This window comes from Streptomyces sp. NPDC006923, assembly GCF_040635655.1.
Classification (GTDB): Bacteria; Actinomycetota; Actinomycetes; order Streptomycetales; family Streptomycetaceae; genus Streptomyces.
Genome location: NZ_JBEYIF010000010.1, coordinates 46,560 through 71,841 on the forward strand (window position 1 = coordinate 46,560; position 25,282 = coordinate 71,841).

Annotated in this window: 20 protein-coding genes; 6 read left to right on the forward strand and 14 right to left on the reverse strand. The window is 68.2% G+C overall.

All coding sequences use genetic code 11. The annotated features are described in order from the left end of the window. The first annotated feature begins 53 nt into the window (after nt 1-53). The 4 genes from ABZ707_RS21080 to ABZ707_RS21095 all read left to right on the forward strand — a co-directional run bounded on the left by ABZ707_RS21080 (nt 54) and on the right by ABZ707_RS21095 (nt 4,834). Complete coding sequence (locus ABZ707_RS21080; protein ID WP_360176915.1) at nt 54-1,469, forward strand: Y4yA family PLP-dependent enzyme; 1,416 nt, start codon at nt 54-56, stop codon at nt 1,467-1,469. Then, nucleotides 1,466-2,785 carry a pyridoxal-phosphate dependent enzyme gene (locus tag ABZ707_RS21085; RefSeq protein WP_360176918.1) on the forward strand — a complete coding sequence of 440 codons (1,320 nt, stop codon included), beginning with the start codon at nt 1,466-1,468 and terminating at the stop codon, nt 2,783-2,785. The genes ABZ707_RS21080 and ABZ707_RS21085 overlap by 4 nt, the downstream gene beginning before the upstream one ends. Nucleotides 2,786-2,791: 6 nt before the next feature. Beyond that, nucleotides 2,792-4,000 carry an aminotransferase class V-fold PLP-dependent enzyme gene (locus ABZ707_RS21090; protein ID WP_360176921.1) on the forward strand — a complete coding sequence of 403 codons (1,209 nt, stop codon included), beginning with the start codon at nt 2,792-2,794 and terminating at the stop codon, nt 3,998-4,000. Between the two features lie 81 nt (nt 4,001-4,081). Next, nucleotides 4,082-4,834 carry a class I SAM-dependent methyltransferase gene (locus ABZ707_RS21095; RefSeq protein WP_360176924.1) on the forward strand — a complete coding sequence of 251 codons (753 nt, stop codon included), beginning with the start codon at nt 4,082-4,084 and terminating at the stop codon, nt 4,832-4,834. A 117-nt stretch (nt 4,835-4,951) separates the two neighbouring features. On the opposite strand, the gene ABZ707_RS21100 is transcribed toward ABZ707_RS21095, so the two are convergent. The 6 genes from ABZ707_RS21100 to ABZ707_RS21125 form a co-directional block, all read right to left on the reverse strand. Beyond that, nucleotides 4,952-5,632: a GntR family transcriptional regulator gene (locus tag ABZ707_RS21100; protein ID WP_360176927.1), complete on the reverse strand. Its 681-nt coding sequence runs from the start codon at nt 5,630-5,632 to the stop codon at nt 4,952-4,954. A gap of 85 nt (nt 5,633-5,717) precedes the next feature. Further along, entirely contained in the window at nt 5,718-6,374 is a 657-nt protein-coding gene (locus ABZ707_RS21105; protein ID WP_360176930.1) for an amino acid ABC transporter permease, read from the reverse strand. Continuing rightward, entirely contained in the window at nt 6,374-7,054 is a 681-nt protein-coding gene (locus ABZ707_RS21110; protein WP_360176933.1) for an amino acid ABC transporter permease, read from the reverse strand. The genes ABZ707_RS21105 and ABZ707_RS21110 overlap by 1 nt, the downstream gene beginning before the upstream one ends. Before the next feature lie 2 nt (nt 7,055-7,056). After that, the gene (locus ABZ707_RS21115) at nt 7,057-7,965 is read right to left on the reverse strand and encodes a transporter substrate-binding domain-containing protein (RefSeq protein WP_360176936.1); all 909 of its coding nucleotides are present in this window, start codon (nt 7,963-7,965) and stop codon (nt 7,057-7,059) included. 31 nt (nt 7,966-7,996) lie between these two features. Next, nucleotides 7,997-8,722 (reverse strand): amino acid ABC transporter ATP-binding protein, encoded by a 726-nt coding sequence (locus tag ABZ707_RS21120; protein WP_360177426.1) that lies wholly within the window; start codon nt 8,720-8,722, stop codon nt 7,997-7,999. Nucleotides 8,723-8,999: 277 nt separating this feature from the next. Beyond that, entirely contained in the window at nt 9,000-11,669 is a 2,670-nt protein-coding gene (locus ABZ707_RS21125; protein ID WP_360176939.1) for a M14 family zinc carboxypeptidase, read from the reverse strand. Nucleotides 11,670-12,700: 1,031 nt separating this feature from the next. Here ABZ707_RS21125 and ABZ707_RS21130 point away from each other — a divergent pair. Together ABZ707_RS21130 and ABZ707_RS21135 are read left to right on the forward strand one after the other, a co-directional pair. Further along, entirely contained in the window at nt 12,701-13,417 is a 717-nt protein-coding gene (locus ABZ707_RS21130) for a hypothetical protein (RefSeq protein WP_360176942.1), read from the forward strand. Nucleotides 13,418-13,688: 271 nt separating this feature from the next. Next, nucleotides 13,689-15,929 (forward strand): helix-turn-helix domain-containing protein, encoded by a 2,241-nt coding sequence (locus ABZ707_RS21135; protein ID WP_360176945.1) that lies wholly within the window; start codon nt 13,689-13,691, stop codon nt 15,927-15,929. A 102-nt stretch (nt 15,930-16,031) separates the two neighbouring features. Here ABZ707_RS21135 and ABZ707_RS21140 read toward each other — a convergent pair whose 3' ends face one another. The 8 genes from ABZ707_RS21140 to ABZ707_RS21175 form a co-directional block, all read right to left on the reverse strand. Further along, nucleotides 16,032-16,490 (reverse strand): MarR family transcriptional regulator, encoded by a 459-nt coding sequence (locus ABZ707_RS21140; RefSeq protein ID WP_360176948.1) that lies wholly within the window; start codon nt 16,488-16,490, stop codon nt 16,032-16,034. A gap of 33 nt (nt 16,491-16,523) precedes the next feature. Continuing rightward, entirely contained in the window at nt 16,524-16,949 is a 426-nt protein-coding gene (locus ABZ707_RS21145; protein WP_360176951.1) for an SRPBCC family protein, read from the reverse strand. Nucleotides 16,950-17,020: 71 nt separating this feature from the next. Beyond that, a complete protein-coding gene (locus tag ABZ707_RS21150) occupies nt 17,021-17,944 on the reverse strand; it encodes an N-acyl homoserine lactonase family protein (protein WP_360176954.1) in 924 nt (307 codons plus the stop codon). Between the two features lie 179 nt (nt 17,945-18,123). Then, complete coding sequence (locus ABZ707_RS21155) at nt 18,124-19,068, reverse strand: carbohydrate ABC transporter permease (RefSeq protein WP_360176957.1); 945 nt, start codon at nt 19,066-19,068, stop codon at nt 18,124-18,126. Next, complete coding sequence (locus tag ABZ707_RS21160) at nt 19,068-20,396, reverse strand: ABC transporter permease subunit (RefSeq protein ID WP_360177429.1); 1,329 nt, start codon at nt 20,394-20,396, stop codon at nt 19,068-19,070. Before ABZ707_RS21160 ends, ABZ707_RS21155 begins: the two co-directional genes overlap by 1 nt. A 42-nt stretch (nt 20,397-20,438) precedes the next feature. Then, the gene (locus tag ABZ707_RS21165; RefSeq protein WP_360176960.1) at nt 20,439-21,770 is read right to left on the reverse strand and encodes an ABC transporter substrate-binding protein; all 1,332 of its coding nucleotides are present in this window, start codon (nt 21,768-21,770) and stop codon (nt 20,439-20,441) included. 102 nt (nt 21,771-21,872) lie between these two features. Further along, on the reverse strand, nt 21,873-23,525 hold the full coding sequence (locus tag ABZ707_RS21170; protein ID WP_360177432.1) for a glycoside hydrolase family 13 protein: 1,653 nt from the start codon (nt 23,523-23,525) through the stop codon (nt 21,873-21,875). Nucleotides 23,526-23,843: 318 nt separating this feature from the next. Continuing rightward, complete coding sequence (locus tag ABZ707_RS21175; RefSeq protein ID WP_360176963.1) at nt 23,844-25,115, reverse strand: ABC transporter substrate-binding protein; 1,272 nt, start codon at nt 25,113-25,115, stop codon at nt 23,844-23,846. Nucleotides 25,116-25,282 lie beyond the last annotated feature (167 nt).

The following is a 25,282-nucleotide window of genomic DNA, read 5'->3' on the forward strand; positions in this document are numbered from 1 at the left end:
TGGACAGTCCGCTATATTTAGAACCAAGGCTGGAGCCACGTCTTGCTTCACTGATGAAAGACAACGGATTCCTGCACAGTCTCGTCGGCGGACTCGGCTCTCCCCTGAACGTCATGCTCCCGGAACAGATCGCGGAGAATGTCGAGGGCTTCCAGTCCGTCTTCCGCAACCATCGCCTCGGCGGTGAGATCCTCTTCGCGCACAAGGCGAACCGGTCGAGTTCTCTGGTGCGTCGTCTCGCGGCTTCCGGGGCCTCCATCGACATCGCCTCTCTTGAGGAGTTGCAGCACGCCCTGGCATCGGGGTTCACGTCCGACCGTGTCGGCGCGAGCGGACCGAAGGATCCTGACTTTCTCTGGCTCGGGGCCCGAACCGGCGTGACGTTCCACATCGACGGCCGGGCAGAACTGGAGTTACTCGCCTCGCTCGTCCGGGCACACCGGCTTCCACGAGCCCGGGTAGTGCTACGGCTGGCCGGATTCCCTTCCGCAGGGGTACGCACACTGTTGCGGCCCAGCCGCTTCGGAACCCCGGTCAGTGAGGTCGCCGGCCTGCTGGACCTGGTCGGTCGAAACATGGACGCAGTCGAACTGATCGGGGTCGGGTACCACCTCGACACGATCAGCCTCACGGAGAAGACTGTCGCATTTGAAGGCTGTCTTGTAGTCCTGGACGAATGCCGCAACCGCGGAATGCGACCGCGGTTCATCGACATCGGCGGAGGGTTCGGGGTCAGTTACCTGGCTCAGGCCCAGCAGTGGGACAGCTACACCACCGAGCTGACCAGGTCGGTACTCGGTAACCGACCGCCCCTCACCTGGCAGGGCCACGGTTATGGCCTGCGCAACGAAAACGGGAACCTGGCCGGCGGCCTCGGGCTCTACCCGGCGTACCGCGCCACCACCGGTCCCGCATACCTGGACGAACTGCTCAGCACGCCGGCCCCCGTACTGGGCCGGCCGTTGGCGACGCTGCTCCTGGAGAGTCTTTACGACCTCTGCGTGGAGCCGGGCCGGGCACTGGCGGACCAATGCGGGGTCACGCTGGCCAGAGTGCTGGAAGTGCGCGAGCCCAGCGACACGGGCGACGGCGTGGGGATCGTACGTCTGGGCATGAACGCCGCCGACTGCGGACTGGAAGACCACGGGGTCCTGATGGACCCGGTGATAGTTCCTCGCCCCGGAGGGCGCCCGCCCGCGGAGAAGCCCGTCGGGGTCCATCTCTTCGGCAACCTCTGCCTCGAATCGGACTTGATCACCAAGCGCGTCGTCTTTCTTCCCCGGCTTCCCGTGCCCGGTGAACTCCTGTGTTTCGCGAACACCGCGGGGTACTGCATGGACTTCAGTGCGCACCTGGCCGAACGACGGCCGCAAGCCCGCAAAGTCGCGGCACATCACGACGGCATGGCCTGGCACTGGACCCTCGACGATCAATACTGGCCCCTCGCAACCTCGGGAACCGAGCGATGAGATACGACAACATAACCGACATCATCGGGCAGACACCTCTGCTGCGCATCGATCAAGCCGTTCACGGTCTGCAGAACATCGATCTGTACGCGAAGCTGGAACTGTTCAACCCCTTCGGTTCCGTCAAGGACCGAGCGGCCTGGAGCATGACCCAGCCCGATATGGACAACGCCGTCCGGCGTGGCAGCCAGATAGTGGAACTCTCCAGCGGAAACACCGCCAAGGCGCTCGCCCTCATCGCAGGCATCCATGGCCTCGGCTTCAAGAGCGTCAGCAACCGCATGCGTGTCCCGGAGATCAAGGAGCTGCTTCTGCTGCTTGGTGCGCAGATCGAGGAACTGCCCGGACAGACCGAATGCCTCGACCCCACGAACGCCGATGATCCGCTGACCCAGTTCCACCGGGCACTGCGCCAACCCGGCAGTGAGTACCTTCACACCGATCAGTACTACAACGAGCGCAACGTGCAGGCTCACGCCACCGGAACCGGCCCGGAGATTGTCGAAGACCTGGACGGGCGGGCTCCTGACTGGTTCATCGCCTGCGTCGGCACCGCGGGTTCGTCCACGGGTGTGGCGGGGGTCCTGCGAGCGCACAACCCTGACATCGAGGTCGTCGGACTGGTCGCCCACAAGTCGGACTTCATACCCGGTATCCGCAACATCGACGAGGTTCACGAAGTAGGTCTCTTCGACCCGGCCGTCTACCACAGCATCAACGCTGTCACGTCCGATGAGGCCATCGACGGGATGCTTGTCCTGGCCCGCAGAAGCGGCATACTTTCCGGGCCCACCGGGGGCGCCGCCTACTTCGGTGCGCTGCGTCACCTGCGCCCCATCGACGAGCGGTTGACGACACGCAAGTCGGCCGTCTTCATCGTCTGCGACCGGATCGAGAGTTATCTGAGTTACATCCGCAAGCGCCGCCCTGGACTGTTCGGCGGAGCGGAACAGAGGAACACCGTCGCCGCGCTCACGGACGACGAGGTGCGCACGGCCACGACGATCGATGTCGAGACCGCGCAGCGGTGGATGGAGGAGGACGGTCCGCTGGTCATCGATCTGCGGAGCCCCTTCGCCTACGCGGCGCTGCACATCGAGGGCTCCATCAACATCGTGGACGAGCTTTTCGAGGAACTGCTCAGGAACGGCCTGCCGTTCAGCAAACGCCGGCCACTTCTCCTGGCCTGTCCGGTGGGCGAGAAGTCGGCGAAGTACGCCGCCTTGCTGACGCGGCTCGGTCACCCGGACACCCGAAGCCTGTCCGGCGGCATCGTCGCCTGGCGGGACGCCGGCGCTCAACTGATAAGGGAGTGAGGTCCCGTGACGCCGCCTCCCTCCGGCGGACACCCGTTCCCCAGTCAACTCCGCGCATGGCAGGCATCACTGCGCAGCCAGTTTCCGATCATCACGGCTCACCCGGACCTGGTCTATCTGGACAGCGCGGCAACAGCGCAGAAACCACAGGCCGTGCTCGACGCAGTGCACTCCTACCTCGCCACGTCCAACGCCAATGCCAGCCGAGGCGCATACCCCTGGGCCAACAGCACGACCGCGGACATCGAACGCACACGTGCCCGCGTCCAGGATTTCCTCGGGGATCCCGCGCCGGCGCGGTCACAAGTGCACTTCGTCAGCGGCACCAGCGCCGGGCTGCGCTCCGTAGCCCGTGACTGGCTGCCGGGGTATCTCAGGAACGGTGACGAGATTATCGTCCCCTTCGGCGACCACGAAGCGAACGCGGCACCTTGGCTCGAAGCACAGGAACTGCTGGCCCGTCAGGGCACACACATCACGGTCCACGACATGCCGTACCAGCGGGGATCGCACGACTACGACGTCGTGGCTCTCGCAGCGCTGGTCTCCCCTCGCACCCGCTTCGTCGCCACCACGCACGTCCACCATGTCTACGGCGGAGACATGAACGTGCACCGGGTCCGGGAAGTGGTCGGGCCCGACGTCGTCATCTGCCTGGACGCCGCCCAGAGTGCCGGGCACCTTCCCATCTCCCTCGCTGATCTCGATGTCGACTTCGTCGCCTTCTCCGGGCACAAGGCCCTGGCCCTCCCCGGTACCGGTGTGATCTGGGCGCGCGGCCGACGCGGTCCTGCATTCGCCCCGTCGGGATGGTCCGGCACGCCGAACACCGTCGGCATCATCAGCCTCCAAGCAGCCCTGGACTGGCTGGACTCCGCAGGGGTCGGCCGTATCGAGCAATGGACGACGGCCCTCGCCGCCCGACTCACCGAAGGGCTGCGCGGACTCGACCGATACGACGTCCTCGGCTGCCAGCTCAGCCTCGCGCAGGACTCCGACGTGCAGCAGCGCAAAGGCATCGTCACCTTCAGACACCAGAACATCGACGCGGCAGACCTCGGGTTCATCCTCTACAGCCACGGCTTCATGGTCCGCTCGGACACCCACTGCCAGGCGCGCACGGGGGAGGCACGCACCTCAGTACGGGTGAGTACGCATGTCTACAACACGCCCGAAGAAGTCGATCGCCTCGTTGCCGTACTCGCCGAGCTGTAAATGTTAATGAAAACCGTTGTCGCGTGTAGATTACTCCTCATCCCCGAGGAGCGGGATGGGCGCGAGAGGTAACCACGGACGATGAGCTTGAGTACAACCACGGCGGCCATGTGGGTGGAGCGCTGGGAGCGACAGCAGCAACGCTACGCGATCGATCGCGAAGAGCGCTTCACCGTCGTCGCCGACGTGGTCGAACACGTCACCATGGGCAGACCCGAGGCACAGGTCGTCGATCTCGGCTGCGGCCCCGGCTCCTTGGCCGTACGCCTCTCCCAACGACTGCCCGACGCGCGAATTGTCGCAGTGGACATGGACCCCGTGCTCCTAGGACTCGGCAGGTCCCTTGAATCTGACGCGGTTCGCTACGTCGACGCGGTCATCGGAGAGCCCGGGTGGACAGACACACTGGGACTGGACGGCCCACTCGATGCGGCAGTCTCGACCACCGCGCTGCACTATTTCCCCGACCGGCTGCTCCAGACCGTCTACGCACAGCTTGCGAGAATACTGCGGCCCGGCGGTGTCCTGGTCAACGCCGACCATCTCCTGCAAGAAGCCGCGGAACTCGCGGCGCACGTAGGGCACAAGCGAGCAGGCCGACAGCAGGCTTTCGCCCACGAGGACTGGGAATCCTGGTGGGCAGCCGCAGAGCAGGACCCAAACCTGACCGCCCTCTTCCACGAGCGTCGGCGGCGCCACAACCGACAGGACGGCAACCGCAACAACGGATTGACACTGGCCCGGCACTCGGAAATGCTCCGGCATGCCGGGTTCAGCCAGGTGGGATCGGTCTGGCAGGTGGGCAACAGCTGCGTCCTGGTGGCTGTTCGCTGACTTGCGCCCGTCGGGAATCTTGGCACCGTCGAGGTCAGCCGCTGACGGGCCCGCCACGACCTCGGCCGGGGGATCCGATGCCGGTGCCGGACGCGGGCATGGTCATGGGAGGAGAAGTCACGGCTGCTGCGACTGCTCCGTCGCACTCCGTACTTCGAGGTAGCGCTGCAGCGCCTGGCCCGCCTCACGGACGTGGAGGCGGATGTGCCGCTCCGCGGCGCGCGGGTCGCCCTCCCGGATCGCCTCCAGAATGGCCTCGTGTTCCTCGATGGCCACCGGCAGCCGGCCGGGCGCCCGCGCGGAGAGACGGTTGCCCAGGCGCACCTGAGCGATGAGGTTCTCCGCGATGGGGATGAGCCGTCTGCTGCCCGAGCCCTCCCAGATCAGGCGGTGGAACGCGAGGTCCAATTCGCCGTAGGAGGCCAGGTTGTTCGCCTCGATCGCCTTGCGTTGCTTCTCCAGCAGCAGGGCCAGTTGGTCGGCGATCTCGTCACGGCGGGGGGCCCCGGCCGTCCGGCGCGCGGCGATTCCGTCGAGGGCCTCGCGCAGTTCGTACAGTTCCAGCAGGTCGTCGGTGGTGAATTCGGGGACGAAGTAGCCGCGGTGCGGGACGGCGATGAGGAAGCCTTCGCGTTCGAGTGCGGCGAGGGCGGCCTTGATGGGGGTGGGGCTGAGGCCGAGCTGTTCGGTCAGGGGACGCACGGTGACGCGGGAGCCCGGGGTGAGGGAGCCCTCCAGGATGGCGGCCCGCAGATAGTCGTAGGCGGCGTTCAGCAAAGTGTGGCGCGGGACGGTCATGGTCGCCGGAGCCCCCCTTTTCTCCGTGAAGATGTCTACCGGGCACGGTACTTCCCGGAGTGGCTACGGCGCGGCCGTTGGCGCGTCAGTGAAGTCGGCGTTCGTACCAGCGGGACAGCATCGTCAGTGGCAGGCAGATGACGAAGAAGACGGCGAGTACGGCACCGAGGATCGGTACCGCGTGGGAGGAGCCGCCGGAGAGGGTGAGCCGCTCGATGGAGCGTTGTGATGCTTCGAGGATGTCGAGCAGACCGATGACGGCGGCCAGTGAGGTCTGCTGGGTGAGGTTGACGACGAGTCCGATCAGCGGGGGGAGTGCTCGCCGGGCGGCCTGGGGCAGGAGGACGTGCCGCATGCGTCCGGTCCAGGAGAAGCCCAGCGCCGCCGCGGCCTCGGCCTGCCCCCGGGGCACCGACTGGACGGCGCCTCGGACGACTTCGGCCATATTGGCGCTGCCCCACAGGGACAGTCCGATGGCGGCGGCGACAAAGGTGTTCACCAGTACGCCGATGATGGGCAGGACGAAGAAGATGAAGTACAGGATGATGATGATCGGCAGGCCCCGCCAGATTTCGACATAGGCCCGGGCCACCGCCCGGACCGGTCTGCTGGGCAGGGTGAGTACGGTGCCGAGCAGCGTTCCGGCCAGGAGGCTGGCGGCGATGCTGACCAGGGCCAGCAGGGCGGTTTCGCGCAGGCCGTCGGCGAGGTAGCCGGCTACGGGTCCGACCCATGGGGGCATCAGTGTTCTCCTGGTATCGCGAAGCGACGCTCGATGGCTCCGGCGCCCAGTGACATGAGCCAGACCAGTCCCAGGTAGACCACGCCGATGGCGAGGAACATCTCGAACGCCCGGAAGGTGACGGCGACGATGTTGACAGCGGTTTCGGTGAGCTCCGGGTAGCTGATCGCGACCATGAAGGACGAGTTCTTGAAGACGGATATGAGGATGTTGGTGACCGACGGCAGTGCGATACGGGCGCCGAGGGGGAGGGTGGCGTGCCGGAAGGCGGCCAGGCGGGGGAAGCCGAGGGCTCGGCAGGCTTCGACATAGCCGCCTTCGACGGCTTCGAAACCGGCGCGGAAGTTCTCCGCGTTGTAGGCACCGCCCCACAGGAGCAGTGACAGCCAGCCGACGGTGAAGCCGTCGAGTTGCACCCCGGTTTCGGGTAGCGCGAAGTAGAGGAAGAAGATCTGCACCAGGAGCGGGGTGTTGCGGAACACCTCGATGTAGACCGTGATCAGCTGCCGGGCGACCGGTATGCGGAGCGTGCTGATCGCGCCGAGCAGGACGCCGACGATCAGGGCACCGGCCATGCCGATGGCGCTGATCGCCAGCGTTCGCAGCAGGCCGGTGCCGAGCTCGTCGAGATGCTGGACGATGAAGCCCGGGTCGAAGGAGTAGCCGGCGGCGTCGAGCATGCTCAGCACTTCAAGGTGGAGCCGGACGGGTAGGTCAGCTCGCTGCCCGGGCGGGGCACGTACTTCGCGAACTGCTTCTGCACGGAGGGGTCGGTGACGGTCTTCTGGAATTCGGTCCAGAAGAAGTCCTTCTGCTGCATGTGGGCGAGGGCGCCGTTGACCCAGGCGAGCATCTCCGCGTCGCCCTTGCGGACGCCCATTCCCCAGGGGCTGTCGGCCTTGGCCTCACCGACGACCTTGAGTTTGGGGTTCTTCGCCGCCAGGTCGAGGAGAAGGGTGTCGTCCTGGGCGAACGCGACACCGCGGTTCTGGTTCAGCGCGGTCAGCGCCTGGCTGGTCTCGGTGAACAGCGACTGCTTGACGTCCTTCATGCACTGGGTCAGCCAGAGGCTGGCGGTGGCGCCGGAGATGCTGATGACCGGCTTGCCGGCCAACTGGTCGAACGAGGTGATCGGGGAGTCCTTGGGGACCAGCAGCTTGACGCCGCTGTCGAAGTAGGGGGTGGAGAAGTCAATGGTCTCGGCGCGTTCCGGGGTGTAGTTCATCGTCGCTTCGATCAGGTCGATGCGCTTGGAGGTCAGGAACGACACCCGGTTGGACCCGGTCACGCAGGTCAGGGTCAGCGCGTTGGGGTCGCCGAACGCGTAGGAGGCCATCTGGCGGGCGATGGCTATTTCGAAGCCCGCGTTCTTCGACGATTCGTCGATGTATCCGAACGGCGGGTAGTCGCACTTGACGCCGACGGTCAGCTTGCCCCTGCTCTTCACCGCGTCGGGCAGCGGCGCCCCCACATTCACGGGGCTGCTGGAGGCGGCGGTGGACGAGGACGACTCGTCGGGTGAAGAGGAGCAGCCCGCGGCGAGGGCCAGGACCATCGCCGCACCGATGACAGTGCCGTATTTCGATCTCACGACGTGACTTCCTTCTGCCCGCTCGGGCGGGCTATCTGAGAACCTTGCGCAGAAATTGGCGGGTACGGTCGTTCTGGGGCCGGTCCAGCACATCGGCCGGGCGGCCCTGCTCCGCGATCACCCCGCCGTCGATGAACACCAGGCGGTCGCCGAGTTCACGGGCGAAGCCCATCTCGTGGGTGACACACAGCATCGTCATCCCGGAACGGGCGAGGTCGCGCATCACGTCGAGGACCTCGCTGACCAGCTCCGGGTCGAGTGCGGAGGTCACCTCGTCGAACAGCATCACATGCGGGTCCATCATCAACGCGCGGGCGATGGCGACCCGTTGCTGCTGCCCACCCGAGAGTTGCCTCGGGTACGCGTCGGCCTTGTCGGCCAGCCCCACGCGGTCCAGCAACGCGGTGGCCCGCTCCCGCGCCTGGTCCTTGGGCATCCGCAACAGCTTGCGCGGCGCCAGGGTGAGGTTGTCGACGGCGGACAGGTGCGGGAAGAGGTTGAACTGCTGGAACACCATGCCGATGCGCCGGCGCACCGTGTTCAGATCGACCCCTGGGCCCGTCAGGTCCTCGTTCTCCAGCAGTACCTGGCCGGAGGTCACCGGTTCCAGCAGGTTGACGCAGCGCAGCATGGTGCTCTTGCCACCACCGGACGGCCCGATGACGGCCACCACCTCACCGCGGGCCACCGTCAGGTCGACGCCCCTGAGCACCTCGACACCGTCGTAGGACTTGTGCACCCCGCGCAGTTCCACCATCGCCGGCCGTGTGCCGGAAGGTGACGGGGAGAGCTGACCGTCCACGTTCGGCGACTCCGTCATCGCGGTGTCCGGCAGCCGTGGGCTGTGCCGGTCACTTCGGCCGCGGTGGCCTCCGGCGGCAGGTCCGCGTCGTACCGCTCGGCGCATCGTCCACACTCCAGGTGGGTCGGTGCGCCGGTCCAGCTCCCGTCGTCGGGGTGCAACCGGGTCTTCCTCTCTGTCTGGCCGGGATGGGCCGGCGGTGGGACGGAAGCACCCGCCCCCACCACACGATTTACCGTCCGAGGCGTGTGAACTGGTCGGCCGGGAGCTTCGTCGACGGCCCGTAGTAAGCGGCGTTGAAAAGCGTCCGCTGCTCGGACCGGTTCCAGGTGCGGAACCCGATCTCGCTGCCGAAGGTGACGACGTACCCCTTGCCGATCGTCCAGGACAGCCCGTTGACCGCCCCGTTGAGGTCTTCGCCCCCGATCAGCCAGCCGCTCTTCAACTGCTCGCCGCTGTCGGGGTACTTGGCCACCACGTCCACCGGGTAGGTGCTCGTGCTGGTGACCCTGTACGCGTCGTTCGACACGAACCACACGGGGTTGTTCTCCGGCACGCCCCAGGCCACCGGGTTGTTCGTGTCGAACTCCTGGCTCAGCAGCGATCCCGGGCAGTAGAAGTCCGAGGAGGAGCCGCCGGGCAGCGCGGAGGTGATGGGCAGACTGAACAGCGACTGGGCGGTGGCGGTCCCGCTGCCGTAGGTGACCAGTGTGCCGCCACCGGTCACGAAGTCGCGCAGTTGGTTCCAGCCGGTCGTGCCGACGCCGAACGCCCAGGCCCACTCGGGCGGATAATTCTTCGAGTTCAGCCCGTTGACGATGGAGTTCCTGCTGACCCCCTTCGGCATGATGATGGCGTCGTACGTGCCGAGATTGGCGTAGTCGCTCGCCGTCACCACGGAGTAGTCCACCCCGTACTGATCGAACGTCCACATCAGCCAGCCGGACGGCATGTTGCCCGGGGGCTTGAGCAGGCCGATCTTTGTGCCCGGCTTGAGCTGGATGCCGGCCACGGCCGGCACCGTGCGGAGGGCGGACACCGGGATGCCGGTGGCCTTCGACTGGGCCTGAAGGAGCTGCCGGGCCGCCGAGGACGGCGGCACGAGGAAGGTGCCGGCCGGGAAAGTGCGACCGCCGTCGTTGAATGGGGCCGCGGTGCGGAAGGTGGGGATGTTCTGCTTCTGCAGCGCGGCGACGATCCGGAACACACCGTAGGACTCCGGTCCGATCGCGTACGCCCCGCTGCTCGGCGGTGCGGACGGTGTGACGACCGCCGGGGGCTTGACGGACCTCAGCAGCTTGGTGCCGGCCGAGAAGGACGTAGCGATGAGGTCGGCCTCGAAGCCGAGCAGCATCGGCAGGGTCTGCGCGGTGGTGTCGTACGGCCGCTGCGGCGGGCCACCGGGGTACTCCAGCAGATGCGGGTAGTCCTGCACCTCCAGCAGCGTCTTGGCGAACCCGGCGTAAGGCTGCTGCATATAGATGATGTACGACCCGGCGGGATACCGCTTGTCGCCGGCGGTGAACGCGGCCTGTGCCTGGTGTATCTCCACCGCGCCGAGGTGGAATATCTCCAGGGCGTCGTAGACCGCCTGCGGGTCGCGCTGCCCGGCCGGGATGACGTAGGCGTACGGGCTGGTCCGGGTGACCGCCTTGACCCCGATGCGGTAGGAGTTGTAGAGCCAGTTGTAGGTGTCGTAGGCGACCGTCTCCAGGCCCGAGTAGAAGGCCTGGGAGACCCAGTCGATGATGTTGCGCAGCGTCCAGGTGTCTGAGTCGTACGGCTCGATGAAGTTGATGTCGGTGGTCTGCCGGCCGAGCGGTCCCGTACCCACCTGCGGGTAGGCGAGATTGGAGGCGGCCGCCGCCTCGGTCAGGATGCGCGCCGCGCCGTGGTAGGCGCAGTACTGCCGGGAAGCGGACCAGAAGTCGTATTCCGAGCCCCAGCCGTTGCCCTTCATACCGGCAACGGTCATGCCCCGCTGCATCGCCAGACCCACCGTGTCGGTCTGCTGCACCAGGATGGTGTCGATGTTGGGGTCGTACGGCGACAGGTACGGCGGTGTGAAAAGCCGGGGAGAACCGGCGCCGGCGCCGTGGGAGTCCTGGAAGACCTGGGGGCGGTACTTGTTCAGGATCGAGACGTTGTACTTGCTCTCGACCTGGGTCAGCATGATCCAGTCACGGTTGCCGTCGTGGCCGGTGTACTTGGTGTACAGGTCGGGGTAGGTGCGCGCGTAGTCGGTGCCGGCCGTCGCGGCGAAGTAGTCGTTGACAAGGACGATGCCGTCCGGGTTCTGGCACGGCTGAAGCAGGATGACCAGGTTGTCCAGGATCTTCTCGATGTAGTCGGACCGCTCGGTCGCCAGCCGGTAGGCCCATTCGATGGCGGCCTGGGAGTTGCCGACCTCGGTCGAGTGGATGCCCGCCTGCACGTAGTAGAACGGCTTGCCCTTGGTGGCCAGCTTCTTGGCCTCGGCCTCGGACAGCCCGCGGGGGTCGGCCAGCCTGGCGTTGGTGGCGACCAGCTTGTCGAGATTGGCCAGGTTCTTCGGAGAGCTGATGGTCAGCAGGACATACGGATGTCCCTGGGTGGTCTTGCCGATTTCCTCGTACTTCACCCGGTCGCTGCGAGCGCCGATGAGCTGGAAGTACGGGACCATCCTGCTCCATTGAGCCAGGTAGCCGTCGGTGCCGATCGGAGTTCCGAAGTAGTCCGCCGGGGCCGGGATGCGCCCGCTCCTGGGCCCGGTGGACTGCTGGTCGTGGTCGGTCAGGGGGGTCGCGGGCGCTGCCGAGGCGGCGCCCGGGTGGATCACCGTCGCGGCCGCTCCGGCGCCGGCCGCCGCGGTGGTCCGAAGAAGCGTCCTGCGGGAGAGTCTTGAGCTTTCACTGCTAGTCATCTACCGACATCGCCTTTCACGGTCCGGTTGGGCCGGGCCGTTGTCCGTCACGGAGTCAGGGTTGGTCGACTTCGCTGGTCTGCGGGGTGTCGTACAACGCCGTACGTGTGAGTGGCGCAGCGCCGCGCCACGATGGTTGGTGCGATGCCTGGGTGCCGCGCGCTGCTGTCGGGCAGACCCGCGTGATGAACGCGAGCGCCCCGACCCCGGGCAGTTGGAGACCTGGTGCGCAACGCAATGTGTCATCAGGCGCCCAGTGAGGGCAACGGTTCAATCTTGGATTTAATATTAAATGCGTGTTGCAGCGTCCTTGGCTGGGGCGGCGGCAGCCGGTCGTGCGGTGGGCGGGCAACCAGCGCTCGGCGAGGGCCTGCTGACGCTCCGTCAGTTCTTCCGCATGTCACAACACGGCGCGGGGCCGGCGCTCCGGGACCGTTGTGGAATCCCTGGCCGCCAATCCTCCTTTACGTTGCCGGACCTTTGGGCGACGTGCCTGACGGCATCAGTTTGCAGGGGGAGACGCGGGGCACCAGAGCAGCCGTGAGGGTGAGGCCGGCCAACAGGGCCGGTCTCCTTGGCCCTCCGACGCGGATTGAGGAACTTCCTATGTACATCGGCTTCGGTACGGTCATCCTGGTCATTGTCGTCATTGCCCTTGTCATGGTCCTCCGCAGGCGTTGACCGTTTGTTACTCGATTACCATCGGCCCGCCATGCTGTAGGAATTCCTCGGGCGTGGAAGAGTTCCCAAGGAAACCGGATACCGCGAAGAATTGGTGGAGCACCGATCGGGAATTGACCGGGTGCGAAGGGCGTGGCGGCGGACCGTGCCCCGTTGAGCGCGGGTTTCGCCGAGACCGCTGGAGCGGCCTATGACTGACAATCCGCCGGAGTGTTTTTCGGTGCCCCTCTTCGCGCCCCTTCCCGGCCATGGAACGCGCAGAGGGCGATCCGCATGGCGGGCGGCCTCAGGCCGATGTCCGTTCGCCTCCCGGCTGTGACTCGCCCGGCCGGACATGGAGGGAACACGACATGTCGCGCAATCGTGCGGACGCCCGGACCCGGCATCCCCGGCACCAGAGGCGCGGAGAGGCGCGATTGCCGGGCGTCATGGCGACGCTGATCGCGATCACCCTCTATCTCGCCCTGCCGGAGCAGTTGCTGATCGCCCCGCGCTATGTACTGCCGGCGCTGGAAATAGTGCTGTTGATACCCCTGATCGCCATCAACCCCAAACGGCTGACCCGCCAGACCAGGGCCTTCCGCGTCCTGTCGCTGACACTCGTGGCACTCATCGCCTTCAGCAACCTGGCAGCCCTGGGGATCCTGGTGTACGAACTCGTCCACGCCGGTGTCAAAGACGGACCGTCCCTCCTGTTGGCCGCGTTTCAGGTCTGGCTCACCAATGTCATCGTCTTCGGCCTCGCCTACTGGGAACTCGACAGGGGCGGGCCCGTCAGCCGCACCCAGATACCCCGTGCCGCACTGCCTCTGGCCGACTTCCGCTTCTCGCAGGACGAGAATGACGACGCCGTCCAGGAGGTCGCGGACGGGTCCAGCGGCAGCTCCGACTGGGTCCCCGTTCTCACCGACTACCTGTATGTCTCCGTCACCAATTCCACGGCCTTCAGCCCGACGGACACCATGCCCCTGTCGAGCCGGGCCAAGCTCATGATGAGTGTCCAGGCCGTAGCGGCCCTGGTGACCTCACTCCTCGTCATCGCCCGCGCTGTCAGTACGCTTCGCTGAGTGGACACGCGGCGCGACGGACAGCCCGGGTGACGACGCCGTCGTCGGTCACCCCCAGGGCTTGTCCCGGCACCCCGGGTGGATCGGCGCCCGGCGTCGGACGCGGTGCGTCGCACGGCGGAGGGGCGTCGCATACTGGGCGTATGGGGGCGTTCCGGCGACGCGGCGGTTCAGGACCGGCGGGCGGCGCCGGGAGACGCCGGGGGAGTCCGGTGCCCGGCGGACCGTCCACCACCGCGTCGGGGCCGGAGAGGAGAGAGGAGGAGGGGTTGTGTCCGGGGAGCGGCCGTTCGGGGTTGTGCTGCGTGGTCTGCGGCAGCAGGCGCGTTTGACGATAGAGGAGTTGGCCGAGGCGTCGGGTGTGAGCGGCCGGGCGATCGGCGACATGGAGCGGGGGCGCAGCCGGGTTCCGCAGCGGCGGTCGGTGGTGGCGCTGGCGGAGGGGCTGGGGCTGGCGGATACGGAGCGGAAGGCTCTGCTGGCGGCTGCGCGGGCGCGGCGTCCGGCGAGGGCGGTGGGGGCGGCTGTGCCGCCGCGATCAGTGGGGGACTTCACGGGGCGCGATCGAGAGCTGGCACGGCTGCGGGAGGCCGCGGACCGGTCACGCACCGGCGAGGGCGTGCCGGTGTCGGTCATCTCGGGTGCCCCGGGGTGCGGAAAGACGACGCTGGCGCTGAAGGCGGCGGCGGACCTGGCGGGGGAGTTCCCCGACGGGTGTTTTGTGGTGGACCTGCACGGGGTGGAAGGCCCTGTGGACTCGGGTGAGGCGCTGCTGAAGCTACTGAAGGCCCTGGAGGTGCCGGACCGCCGGCTGGCGCAGGAGGATACGCCGGGGCGGGCGGGACTGCTCCGGGCCCTGCTGGCTGAGCGCCGGTGCCTGGTGGTGCTGGACAACGCCCGCGACGAGGCGCAGGTACGTCCGCTGCTGCCGCCGGGCGGGCGGAGTCTGGTGCTGGTCACCAGCCGGCGGCCGTTGACCGGGCTGGAGGACGTCGACCGCCTGGCGCTGTCGGAGATGGCGCAGTCCGAAGCCGTCGAGCTGCTGAGCCGCATCCTGGGCAGGGAACGGGCCGAGGCGGAAACCGGGGCCGTGGCGCGGGTGGCGGAGCTGTGCGGACGTCTGCCGCTGGCCTTGCGGGTGGCGGGAAACTGGCTGGCGGTCCGGTCGGAGTGGAGTGTGGAGCATCTGGCCCGCCGCCTGACCGACGAGGAACGCCGGCTGGGCGCCCTGGCCGCGGGTGACGTGCGGGTGGAGGCGGCGTTCGAGCTCTCCTACCGCCAGCTTGCTCCCCGGGCCGCCCGGATGCTGCGGCTGCTGAGCCTGGTCCCGGGGCCGGACATGACCGCCGCCTATGGCGCCGCACTGACCGCCACGGACGTCTCCGAGGCCGAGGACGTGATGGAGGATCTGGTGGAGGCCGGGCTGCTGCAGGCATCCTTCACCGGCCGCTACCAACTGCACGACCTGCTGCGGCTGTTCGCGCGCGCCCGCCTGTCGCGCGAGGAGGGACCCGGCGAGCGGGACGCGGCCGAGGACCGGCTGCGCGCCTGGCTGCTGGAGACCGCCACCGTCGCCGGCCGGTGGGTGGACGGCGCACCGCCCGTGTCCTGGCAGGGCCTGGTCCCGCTGGAGAGCCCGGAGCAGGCCCGGGCCTGGCTCGAAAGTGAGGTCCCCGCCTGGTTCGCCGCACTGCGCGCCGCGGCCGCCCGGGGCGAGCACACCCGGGTGGTGGAGACCGCCGCCGCCATGGAATGGCTCGTCGGCCTGTGGGTCCTCTGGGAGCACTGGCCCGAGGTCTTCCGCCTGTCCAGCGAGGCCGCCGCCGCACTCGACGACCCGTACCTGCGGGCCGTCCACCTCAACCTCTACTCCTGGACCCTGGCCGACTGCGAGCAGCGCTACCGCGAGGCCCTCGAACGAGCCGACGAAGCACTGGAGTGCGCCCGCCGCGCCCAGGACGCCTCCCAGCAGGGCTGGGCACTGAACTACGCGGCACTGGCCCACTATTACCTCGGTGAGACCCAGGAGGGCTTCGACAAGGTCCGCGCCGCCGTCGACCTGTTCGAAGCCGCCGGCGACCACGAGGCCTGGCTGTCAGCCATGACCTTCTACCGGGTCTTCCCGCGCGAACTCGGCCGTGCCGAGGAAGCCCTGGCCCTGCACGAGCGCATCATCGCCTTTCTGGACGCGCCCGACTGCCCGGTGCGCGAGCACATCGCCGAGAGGTGCCGGGCCAAGACGATCAGCGGGCTCGGCCGCGACTACGCCGCTCTGGGGCGGTGGCGCGAGGCGGCCGACCAGTTTCGCAGGGGTCTGCTCCAGATGCGGCGCATCGGCGTCCCCGACGTGGAGGGCAGCCTGCTCCTGGATCTGGGGCAGGCCCTGATCGAGCTGGGAGAGACCACGGAGGCCCGCTCCTGCCTCCGCCAGATCCTCGCCCTCGGCGACACCGCTGACAGCAGAGATCTGGAGACCGCGCGGGAACTCCTGGACTCGCTCGCTCGCGAGTGAGCAACGTCTGCCCGAGCGGCGTCTGTCGGTCTCCCGGCTTTCGCCGCTCCTGTGGGCGGGACGAGAGGACGGTGGGGGTGCCTGGTCAGGCCCGGTGCGCTGTCATGCCGTACGCCGGACCAGGGCGCGGCCGGCGGGGAGGCCGGCCACAAACGCGCGGAGGAAATCCGTGAGCTGTCCGGTGTCATGGGTGCGGGTGAGGGCGTCCATGGACTGGTAGAGGTCTTCCTCGATCTCCGCGATGCGGCGGGCCAGTTGGGCGCCCTCCGGGGTGAGCGAGAGTTCGATGTGGCGGCGGTCGTGCGCGGCTGCTTCCCGGCTGACCAGGCCGGCGGAGACCAGCCGGTCCACGAGGCGGCTGGGGCTGCCGCTCTCGCAGACCAGGAGTTCGCCCAGACCGTTCAGGGTGAGAGGCCGGCGGTCTTCCAGGACGCGAATGACCTCTGCCTGGGAGGTGGTGACACCCAGGGGCTTGAGGGCCTGGCCGAGAAGGCGGTTGCCCTCGCGTTGGGCGGCCAGGATCAGGTAGCGGAGTTCCTCAGCGGGACGCATGGCGGGCATGGGGGCATCCTCCCAGATCAGTGCCTGTCTCCCTCATACGGCTGCGTCGGTGAGGAGCCGTGGCCGTGCCGACTGTCCGGTGAGACGGTCCAGCCGCAACTCGGCCACACCCCGGTACGCCTTGGCGAGTGCGCGAGCCAGAGGGCCTTCGTGGGTGAACCCATGGGTGACCCGGGTGCCCTCGTTGAGGGGCCGGAGGTGCCAGGTGCCGGTCTCACGGAAGCCGGGGATCTGCCAGGTGTAGGCGATCTCCCGCTCCTCGGTACGGGTGTAGTGCCAGGTCCCGGTGAATCCGCCGATCACGGTGAGCCCGTAGGGGACGCCGGTGGTGGCGCGGGCGGGCCCGTCGAGATGTTTGAACGCCGGGTTCCAGCCGGGCAGGGCGAGAGGATTCAGAAGCGCGTCGCGGACCTGGGCGGGTGTGGCGTCGAGGAATCGGGTGGCTTGCCGGCCGGTCATGTCGAACTCCTTCTCAGGGCTGTGCGGGTACGGGAGGGGGCCTGGGTGCGGCGGCGGGGTGTGCGCTCCGTTCAGTCGCGAGCGGCGTGGGCGCTCCGAACGGCGCCGGTGTGCCGGGGTGCGCGGGTGGCGGCGGCGAGTGCGGAGGCCGCGCCGGGGTCGTGGGCGGCCAGCACCGTCAGCCCCGGGGTGCGCCGGCGCATCTCATTGATCTTCGCGGTGGTATCGGTGAGGCGCGTCTTCTCACCCACGCCGGGAACGTGTCCTGCTTCGAGCAGGGCGGAGTCGTAGGTGACGTCGCCGACCATGAGGAGCGGGGCGTGGTGGGGGCCGCGGACGAGCATCGACAGGGAGCCGGGGGTGTGTCCGGGGGTGGGCAGCAGAACCATGCTGCCGTCGCCGAACAGGTCATGGCCGGTGGTGAAGGGGGCGAGGGCGGGATCCGTGAGCGGCCGGGGGTCGATGTACGTCCAGCGCAGGCCGGGGATCCGGATGTGGGAGCGCAGCAGTCCGCGCTGTTCGGGGGCCGGCTCGTGCAGGGTCTCCCACTCACGGCGGCTGACGACGATCTCGGCGCCCGTCAGTTCGCGCAGGCCGCCGATGTGGTCCTGGTGGAGGTGGGAGACGACGGCGGTGGTGACATCGCGGATGTCGTACCCGATCGCGGCGAGTTGGGCGGTGAGGGTCTGGTGGGGGGCGATGTCGAAGCGGGCGAGCCGCTGGTAGATCAGGCCGGTCGGTCCCCCGGGGAAGTAGGCCGGGTCGGTCACCGAGGCGCGGTCCTGTCCGGTGTCGAACAGTACGAGTCCGTCGCGGTGTTCGACCACGTACACATTGATCGGCAGCGGCTCGGTCCAGCGCCGCGAGGTGGCCAGCCACCAGTACATCGGCTTACGGGTCCTGGCGCGGTGCTCGGGACGGATCATCACCTCGCCGGTGCTGAGCACGGAGACCTGCTGGACGGGGGCGGTTGTGTGGTTCGCGTATGTCGTCACAAGAGAAAGATGACACGACACGTATGTTGTGTCAAGTATTTCGTTGTGCCTCCAACGGACAGTGCGGCCGGGCCGGACGCCACCCGTACCGCCTGAGTTCGGTACGGGTGGCGACCGCCTCGGCCGCACTGGTGGGGTGGGGCTCCCGGCCGGGGGAGGTGGCCGGAAGCCCCTGCTCGTTACTTGACTGAGCCGGCCATCACTCCTTCGACGAAGTGCCGCTGGAAGGCGAAGAAGACGACGAGGGGAACGATCAGCGAGAGGAAGGCGCCGGGAGCGAGGACGTCGATGTTCGCGCCGAACTGGCGGACATGGGACTGGAGGGCGACGGTCAGCGGCTGGGATCCGCTGTCGGCGAAGATCAGCGACACCAGCATGTCGTTCCAGACCCAGAGGAACTGGAAGATCGACAGGCTGGCGATGGCCGGACGGCCCATGGGCAGGATGAGCCGCCAGAAGATCATCCACTCGGTTCCGCCGTCCATACGAGCCGCTTCCAGCATCTCGCGCGGTATCTCGGCGAAGTAGTTCCGCAGCAGGAAGACGGCGAAGGGCAGCCCATAGGCGATGTGGAACAGGATCACGCCCGGGATCGAGCCGAAGATGCCGAGGGCGCCGAAGAGCTTGGCGACCGGCAGCAGGCCGATCTGCACCGGCACCACGAGCATGCCGACGACGAGCAGGAAGATCCAGTCCCGGCCGGGGAACTCCAGCCAGGCGAACGCGTAGCCCGCGAGGGCGGCGAGCACCACGACACCGACGGTGGTCGGGACCGAGATCATGACGGTGTTGAAGAACGCCCGCGTCATGTCGCTGTCGTCCAGCAGACGGCCGTAGTTGTCGAACGACAGCCCTCCCGGGTGGGTGAGCGCCGTCCACCAGCCGCTCTTGCTCTGGTCGGTCGACGAACGCAGGGAGGCCACGAACAGGCCGACCGTCGGAGTGAGCCAGATGAGCGCGATCACGATGAGGACAGCCTGCACAAGGCCGTTGCGCAGCCACCCGGTGGCGCGGCTCGCCGCACCCGACCCCGGCCGCCGCGGTGCGGTGGGCGGTGCCGCTGTCTTCTCCTCGCCGCCCGGGATGACCGGCAGCAACTGCTCGGTGGAACTCTGGGCGGCCATCAGCGACTCCTGCGGAAGCGTCGGATGTTCACAGCCATCGCGGGGATCACCAGGAGCAGCAGGACCACGCCGATCGCACTGCCCAGGCCCTGGTTGTTGCCGCCGCCGAAGGAGACCAGCCACATCTGGAGGGCCAGTACGTTGGCGTCCTGCTGCACAGGTCCCGGCGCGATGATGTAGACGAGGTCAAAGACCTTCATCACGTTGATGATCAGTGTCACGAAGACAACACTCAGCACCGGCGCCAGCAGCGGGACCGTGATCCGCCGGAAGACGTTCCATTCGTTCGCGCCGTCCATGCGGGCGGCCTCCAGCATCTCGCGGGGGAGTGCGGAGAGGCCGGCGCCGATCAGGACCATGGCGAAGCCGGTCCAGACCCAGAGGTACGCGCCCATGATCGCGGGGGTGATGAGGGTGCGGCCCAGCCAGGCGATGCCGCCGTAGGGCTCGGCGAAGTTCTCCGCCGGGAGCCGCACGGCGTAGGTGCCGGGCTTGCTGTCCTTGAAGGCGAAGGCGCCGTCGGAGGCGCTGGTGGTCTCCGCGACCGTCTTCCCGTCGCGGGTGAGCTGGAGCTTGACGCCGGGCAGCCCGCGTTCACGGGGATCGACCTGGTTCGGCTTTCCGCCGCCGCCCGGTGCGAAGTCCACGTAGACGACACCCGTCACCGCGTCCGCCGCCCGGGTGGTGGCGGGGTTCACGGCTTGCTTCGCCTCCGCCGGGATCCCGGTCGGCGGCAGGCCGACCAGCCCCAGTGTGAGGGGTGCGCCGGGGCCGGTGGTGCGGACGGTGGTGTACGCGCCGCCCGTGGCGTGCTTGAGGACGGCGGCATCGCGCGGACGGGCTCCGGGATAGCCGGCCGAGTCGGTGAAGGCGTCGTGGATGCCGACCGTCGCCGCGTTGAGCACACCGCGCTGCGGGTCCTGGTCGTACACCAGCCGGAACGTGATACCGGCTGCCAGGAAGGAGACCGCCATCGGCATGAAGATCAGCAGCTTGAACGCGGTGGCCCAGCGGATCTTCTCGGTGAGGACCGCGAGGATCAGCCCGAGCCCGGTCAGCAGGGCCGGTACGACGATGACCCAGACCGCGGTGTTGCGCAGAGCCGTCAGTGTGGCCTTGTCCTGGAACAGTTCACCGTAGTTGCCGAGTCCGACGAAGTGGGTACCACCCGCGTCGTAGGTGGAGCGGACAACCGAGTAGAGGATCGGGTAGCCCACGAGCGCACCGAGCAGGGTCAGCGCGGGGAGGGCGAAGAGTACGGCGGTGACCCGGGCCTTGCGCTTACGCCGGCGATTGGCCAGCAACTGCGCTGATGTCCCGGGCGACATGGCGGGGCCGGTGGGGGCCGTGGCAGTGGACATGACGCCCCATCAGTTCTTGTAGGCCTTGGCGGCGGCGGTTTCGAGCTTCTTCGCCGTGGCCGCGGGGTCGGACGGGTCGGCGAGGAAGTCCTGCAAGAGCTTCCACTCGCCGGTGCCGGCGGTGCCGCCGAACGCGGCCGGTGCCTGGTCGGACATGTCGAACCGCACGTTGTCGCCGGCGCCGATCAGCGACTTGGCGGTCTGCCGCAGGGTGTCGTTGCTGTACGAGGAGAGCGGCAGGGACTTGTTCGGGGAGAGGAAGCCCCCCGACTTGGCCCAGATCCCCGCGGCTTCCGGGGTGGCCAGGTACTCCAGCAGCTTCATGCCGCCCGACGGGTTCTTGCCCTCCTTGAGAGCCACGGCCGCGTCACCGCCGCCGACAACGGGAGCGGGGCCGCCGTCCACTGAGGGGAACGCGAAGAACTTGGCGTCGGTGCCGACCTTCTTGTGCAGGTCGTTGGTGATGTTGCCGCTGACGAAGTCGCCCTCGTACGTCATGGCGGCCTTCGGCTCGTCACCGAAGACCTGGGTCACCGACGTCGGGAAGTCGGTCCGCAGGGCTCCCTCGGCTCCGCCCGCGATCAGTGTCTTCTGCTTGAACAGTTCGCCCAGCGTCGTCAGGCTCTTGACCACGGTCGGATCGGTCCAGGGGATCTTGTGCTGTGCGAGCTTGTCGTAGTTCTCGGCGCCCGCCTGGGAGAGGTAGATGTTCTCGAACCAGTCGGTGAGCGTCCAGCCGTCCTGCCCGCCGATGGCGAACGCGCTGAGCCCCGAGTCGGCGATCGTCTTCGCGTCGGTCATCATCTGCTCGTACGTGGTCGGCGGAGTGACACCGGCGTTCGCGAAGGCCGTCGGGCTGTACCAGACAGTCGACTTGTCGGACGCCTTGAAGTACAGGGCGTAGAAGGTGCCGTCCACGGTGCCGTAGTCCTGCCACACCTGGGCGTAGTTCTTGGTGGCGGCGGCCTTCACGTTCGCGGACAGCGGCGCCAGCCAGCCCGACTTGGCGAACTGCTGGACGACGCCGACCTGCGGGACCATGACCACGTCGGGGGCGTCGCCGCCCTGGATCTTGCTGCCGATGACGGTGGAGACGTTGTCGCCGGTCGAGACGAACTGGATCTCGGCTCCCGTCTTCCGTGTGAAGCCGTCGAGCACCTTCTTGAAGCTGGCCTGCTCCTCGCCGGTCCACACGGCCGCCACGGTGACTTTCTGTCCCTTGAGGGCCTGCCCGCCCTTCGGCGCGGAGGCGGCCGGGTCGCTGTCGCCGCCTCCGCACCCTGTGCAGGAGAGAGCCAGGCCACAGATGAGGGCGGTGGCCACAACGGTGCGCTTCATCATTGAAGTCCCTTCGTCAGCGCGCTCGGTGAGCCGTGCGCGCTCTTGCTGTGCGGGTGTGCTCGAAATCAAGGGGGTGACGCCGTACGGGGAGGTCCGGCGGGATTACGGTTCGCCGACGGATCCGAGGACGCCGGTGGCGTCGATCCACCACGCGGCCGTGTTGCCGGGCAGCACGCCGGGCGGGCAGGGCGCGCTGGAGAGGAGCGGAGTGCCGCGGAGAGGCGCGGGAACGGCCTCCTCGCCGAAGTTGACCGTGCAGAGCAGTCCGTCGCCGCGCAGGAACGCCAGTACCTCCGGCGGGGAGTCCAGCCAGCGCAGATCCCCCTCGCCGAGCTGCGGCAGGCGGGCCCGCAGGCTCAGCGCGTCGCGGTACAGGTGCCAGAAGGAGTTGGTGTCCAGCAGAGCGCGGTCCGTGGTGTGTTCGGCGAACCACGCGGGCTGCGGGAGCCAGGGCTGTGCGGTGCTGCCCTCCTCGGTGAAGCCGAACGGCGAGGCGTGCCCCGACCAGGGCAGTGGCACACGGCAGCCGTCACGGACATAGCGGCGGCTGCCGGTCCTGCGGAAGATCGGGTCGGTCAGCGCCTCGTCCGGCAGGTCGACCACCTCGGGCAGGCCGAGTTCCTCGCCCTGGTAGATGTACGCGGCTCCGGGCAGCGCCAGCATCAGCAGCGCGGCGGCCCGGGCGCGGGTGGCGCCGAAGACACCCGTCTCGCCGCCGTACCGTGTGACGCTCCTGACCTGGTCGTGGTTGTTGAGCACCCAGGTGACGGTGGAGCCGGTGCCGGCGATGTCCCGGAGCGCCTCGCCGATGGTCCGCCGGAAGGTGTCCGCGTTCCACGGGGCGCTGAGCAGGTCGAAGAAGAACGCCTGGTGCAGTTCGTCGGGGCGTACATAGCGGGCCTGGTCGGCCGCGGTCCTGACGGACACTTCGCCCACCAGCAGGCGTTCACGGCCGTCGCGGGCGGTGTACTCCTCGCAGACCGCGCGCCACTCGCGCCACACGCCGTGCACCTCGGGCTGGTTCCAGGCGAGCGGGTTGACGGAGTCACGGGTGCGCTCATCGGCCTCGGGGTCGGGCGAGTCCGGCAGCTCCGGGTGGCGGAACAGACCGGTCGCCACATCGATACGGAAACCGTCCACACCTCGGTCGAGCCAGAAGCGCAGTACCTGCTCGAAGTAGTGTCCGACGCGCGGGTCGCGCCAGTTGAGGTCCGGCTGCTCGGGGGTGAAGAGGTGCAGGTACCACTGTCCGGGGCTGCCGTCGGCCTCCGTGATCCGGGACCAGGCGGGTCCGCCGAACATCGCGCGCCAGTTGTTCGGGGGCAGTTCGCCGTCCGTGCCGCGTCCGTCGGCGAAGTGGAACATCGACCGTGCGGGGCTGCCGGGAGAGCTCGCCAGCGCCGCCCGGAACCACATGTGCTCGCTGGAACAGTGGTTGGGCACGATGTCGATGACCAGGCGCATGCCCAGGCGATGGGTGTCGGTCACGAGGCGGTCGAACTCGTCGAGGTCGCCGTAGACGCCGTCCACGGCGCAGTAGTCGGTGACGTCGTAGCCGTGGTCGTGCTGGGGAGAGGGGTAGAACGGGCTCAGCCAGATGCCGTCCACGCCCAGTTTGCTGAGGTAGGGCAGACCGGCGCGGACTCCCGCCAGATCGCCCACACCGTCACCGGTGCTGTCGAGGAAACTGCGGATGTAGACCTGGTAGAGCACCGCGTCCCGCCACCACTGGTCCAGCGGCGGGCCGCCGTCGATGACGGGGGAGACCGACTCGACCGCCGAGGGGGCTCGTAGCACCTGACACCATCCTGATTCCGGGCGCGCGAGCAGCGTCGGCGCGGAGTCGTGAGCAACAGCGATGCGCTGGCAAGCGCGGACCTGCGGCCCATGAGCGCCGCTGCTGTTATGCATTCATGTTAAGTACGCGCAACCAGCAGGTGTCAACGCTGTGGCACAAGGTTTCGGGGAAACTAAGCAGGCAAGGGTGCGTAAGGCCCTAGTTGGCGCCCATATGTGAAGGGGGCCCGCTACTTAACATGTAACTAGGAAGGCGGGGGGCGGTGGCGGGCCGGATCACTTGTCGCGGGACACGATGTGCCGCAACTCCCGGTCCAGCCGGGCGATCGAGGCCCGGACCGACGCGTGCTGCCGCAGGGCGTCGCTGGTGACAGCGGCCACCGCGAGGCTCACCTGCTCGTACTCGGCGCTCTTGGGGCGCGGCTTGGCCGCCTTCACGCTCTGCTCCAGCACCGGCAGATACGGGTACCGTGCCGTCAGTTCGGGATCCGAGTAGAGGTCGGCCCACACCGGCGGCAGCGAGCCCCGGGTCAGGACCTGCCGCTGTACGTCCTCGCTCGTCATGTAGGCGAGCAGGTCGGCAGCCGTCCGCGGATGACGTGAGTGTGCGTCGACCGCGAGGTTGGAGCCGCCGAGGACGCTGGCTCCCGGCCCGTCGGGCCCCGGCAGCGGCGCCACTCCGAACTTGCCCGCCACCTTGGAGCCGGGTGCCGAGGCCATGTCGTACACGTAGGGCCAGTTGCGCAGGAACAGCAGACCGCCGTCCTGGAACGCCAGCCGGGACTCCTCCTCCTTGTACGTCAGGGCCTCCTGGGGAATCCAGCCGTCCCGGACGCCCCGCATCAGGAAACCCAGCCCCTCACGGGCGGCGGCCGACTTCACCGTCACCGTCCGGCCGTCCGGGCCGAGGATCGTCCCGCCGGCCGACTCCACGGCCTCGTCCACATTGACCGTCAGCCCCTCGTAGGGCAGGAACTGGCCGGCGTACCCCGCCAGGCCGTGGCGTGGCGCGACCGTCGCCGCGTCGCGCTCCAACTCGGCCCAGGTGCGGGGCGGTTCGAGGCCGGCCCGGTCCAGTATGTCCTTGCGGTAGTAGAGCAGGCCGGCGTTGGTGACATACGGCGCGGCGTAGAGCCTGCCGCGGAAGGTCGCGGTGTCCAGCACCGAGGGGAGCAGGCTCTTCAGCGGCAGCGCGGCCGGGTCCAGCGGGGCGATCCAGCCGGCCCCCGCGAATTCCGAGGTCCACGCCACATCGATGTTGAGGACGTCGAAGCGACCTCTGCCGGACCGCAGGCTGTCCGCCATCTGGGCATGCACCTCGTCGGCGGCCTCGGGCAGTTGCACCAGTTTCACGTGCTCGTCCGGGTGGGTACTGTTCCACCCGTCGAGCACCTGCTGGAGATAACCCGTCAGGTCCCGGCCGGTGGCGAGCGTGATGGGACCTCTGCTGTCGGCCGGTCCGGCCGGTGATGTACCGCCGCCCGCATAGCCCGTCAGCAGCAGTGCGGCGATCAGCATGCCCCGCCGCGCGGCCCGCGCCCACCGCATGCGCTCCTCCTCAGGGGCCGGCAGGCGTGATTTTTCGCCGCCGCCCCAACTGTTATCTATACCCGCTGAGCATGCGGGATACTAGGCCCGGACACGGCCCGAGTGGCAGCCGCCGCCGGGCCACCGGTACCGGCACCGGCGACACGGGGAGAGTGGAGGAGGCTGAG

Bases quoted from the DNA above. Each gene is read 5' to 3' on its own strand.
- ABZ707_RS21080 (WP_360176915.1), top strand. From the start codon at position 54: ATGAAAGACAACGGATTCCTGCACAGTCTCGTCGGCGGACTCGGCTCT.
- ABZ707_RS21085 (WP_360176918.1), top strand. From the start codon at position 1,466: ATGAGATACGACAACATAACCGACATCATCGGGCAGACACCTCTGCTG.
- ABZ707_RS21095 (WP_360176924.1), top strand. From the start codon at position 4,082: ATGAGCTTGAGTACAACCACGGCGGCCATGTGGGTGGAGCGCTGGGAG.
- ABZ707_RS21100 (WP_360176927.1), bottom strand. From the start codon at position 5,632: ATGACCGTCCCGCGCCACACTTTGCTGAACGCCGCCTACGACTATCTG.
- ABZ707_RS21105 (WP_360176930.1), bottom strand. From the start codon at position 6,374: ATGCCCCCATGGGTCGGACCCGTAGCCGGCTACCTCGCCGACGGCCTG.
- ABZ707_RS21110 (WP_360176933.1), bottom strand. From the start codon at position 7,054: ATGCTCGACGCCGCCGGCTACTCCTTCGACCCGGGCTTCATCGTCCAG.
- ABZ707_RS21120 (WP_360177426.1), bottom strand. From the start codon at position 8,722: ATGGTGGAACTGCGCGGGGTGCACAAGTCCTACGACGGTGTCGAGGTG.
- ABZ707_RS21125 (WP_360176939.1), bottom strand. From the start codon at position 11,669: ATGACTAGCAGTGAAAGCTCAAGACTCTCCCGCAGGACGCTTCTTCGG.
- ABZ707_RS21130 (WP_360176942.1), top strand. From the start codon at position 12,701: ATGTCGCGCAATCGTGCGGACGCCCGGACCCGGCATCCCCGGCACCAG.
- ABZ707_RS21140 (WP_360176948.1), bottom strand. From the start codon at position 16,490: ATGCCCGCCATGCGTCCCGCTGAGGAACTCCGCTACCTGATCCTGGCC.
- ABZ707_RS21145 (WP_360176951.1), bottom strand. From the start codon at position 16,949: ATGACCGGCCGGCAAGCCACCCGATTCCTCGACGCCACACCCGCCCAG.
- ABZ707_RS21155 (WP_360176957.1), bottom strand. From the start codon at position 19,068: ATGGCCGCCCAGAGTTCCACCGAGCAGTTGCTGCCGGTCATCCCGGGC.
- ABZ707_RS21160 (WP_360177429.1), bottom strand. From the start codon at position 20,396: ATGTCGCCCGGGACATCAGCGCAGTTGCTGGCCAATCGCCGGCGTAAG.
- ABZ707_RS21165 (WP_360176960.1), bottom strand. From the start codon at position 21,770: ATGATGAAGCGCACCGTTGTGGCCACCGCCCTCATCTGTGGCCTGGCT.
- ABZ707_RS21175 (WP_360176963.1), bottom strand. From the start codon at position 25,115: ATGCGGTGGGCGCGGGCCGCGCGGCGGGGCATGCTGATCGCCGCACTG.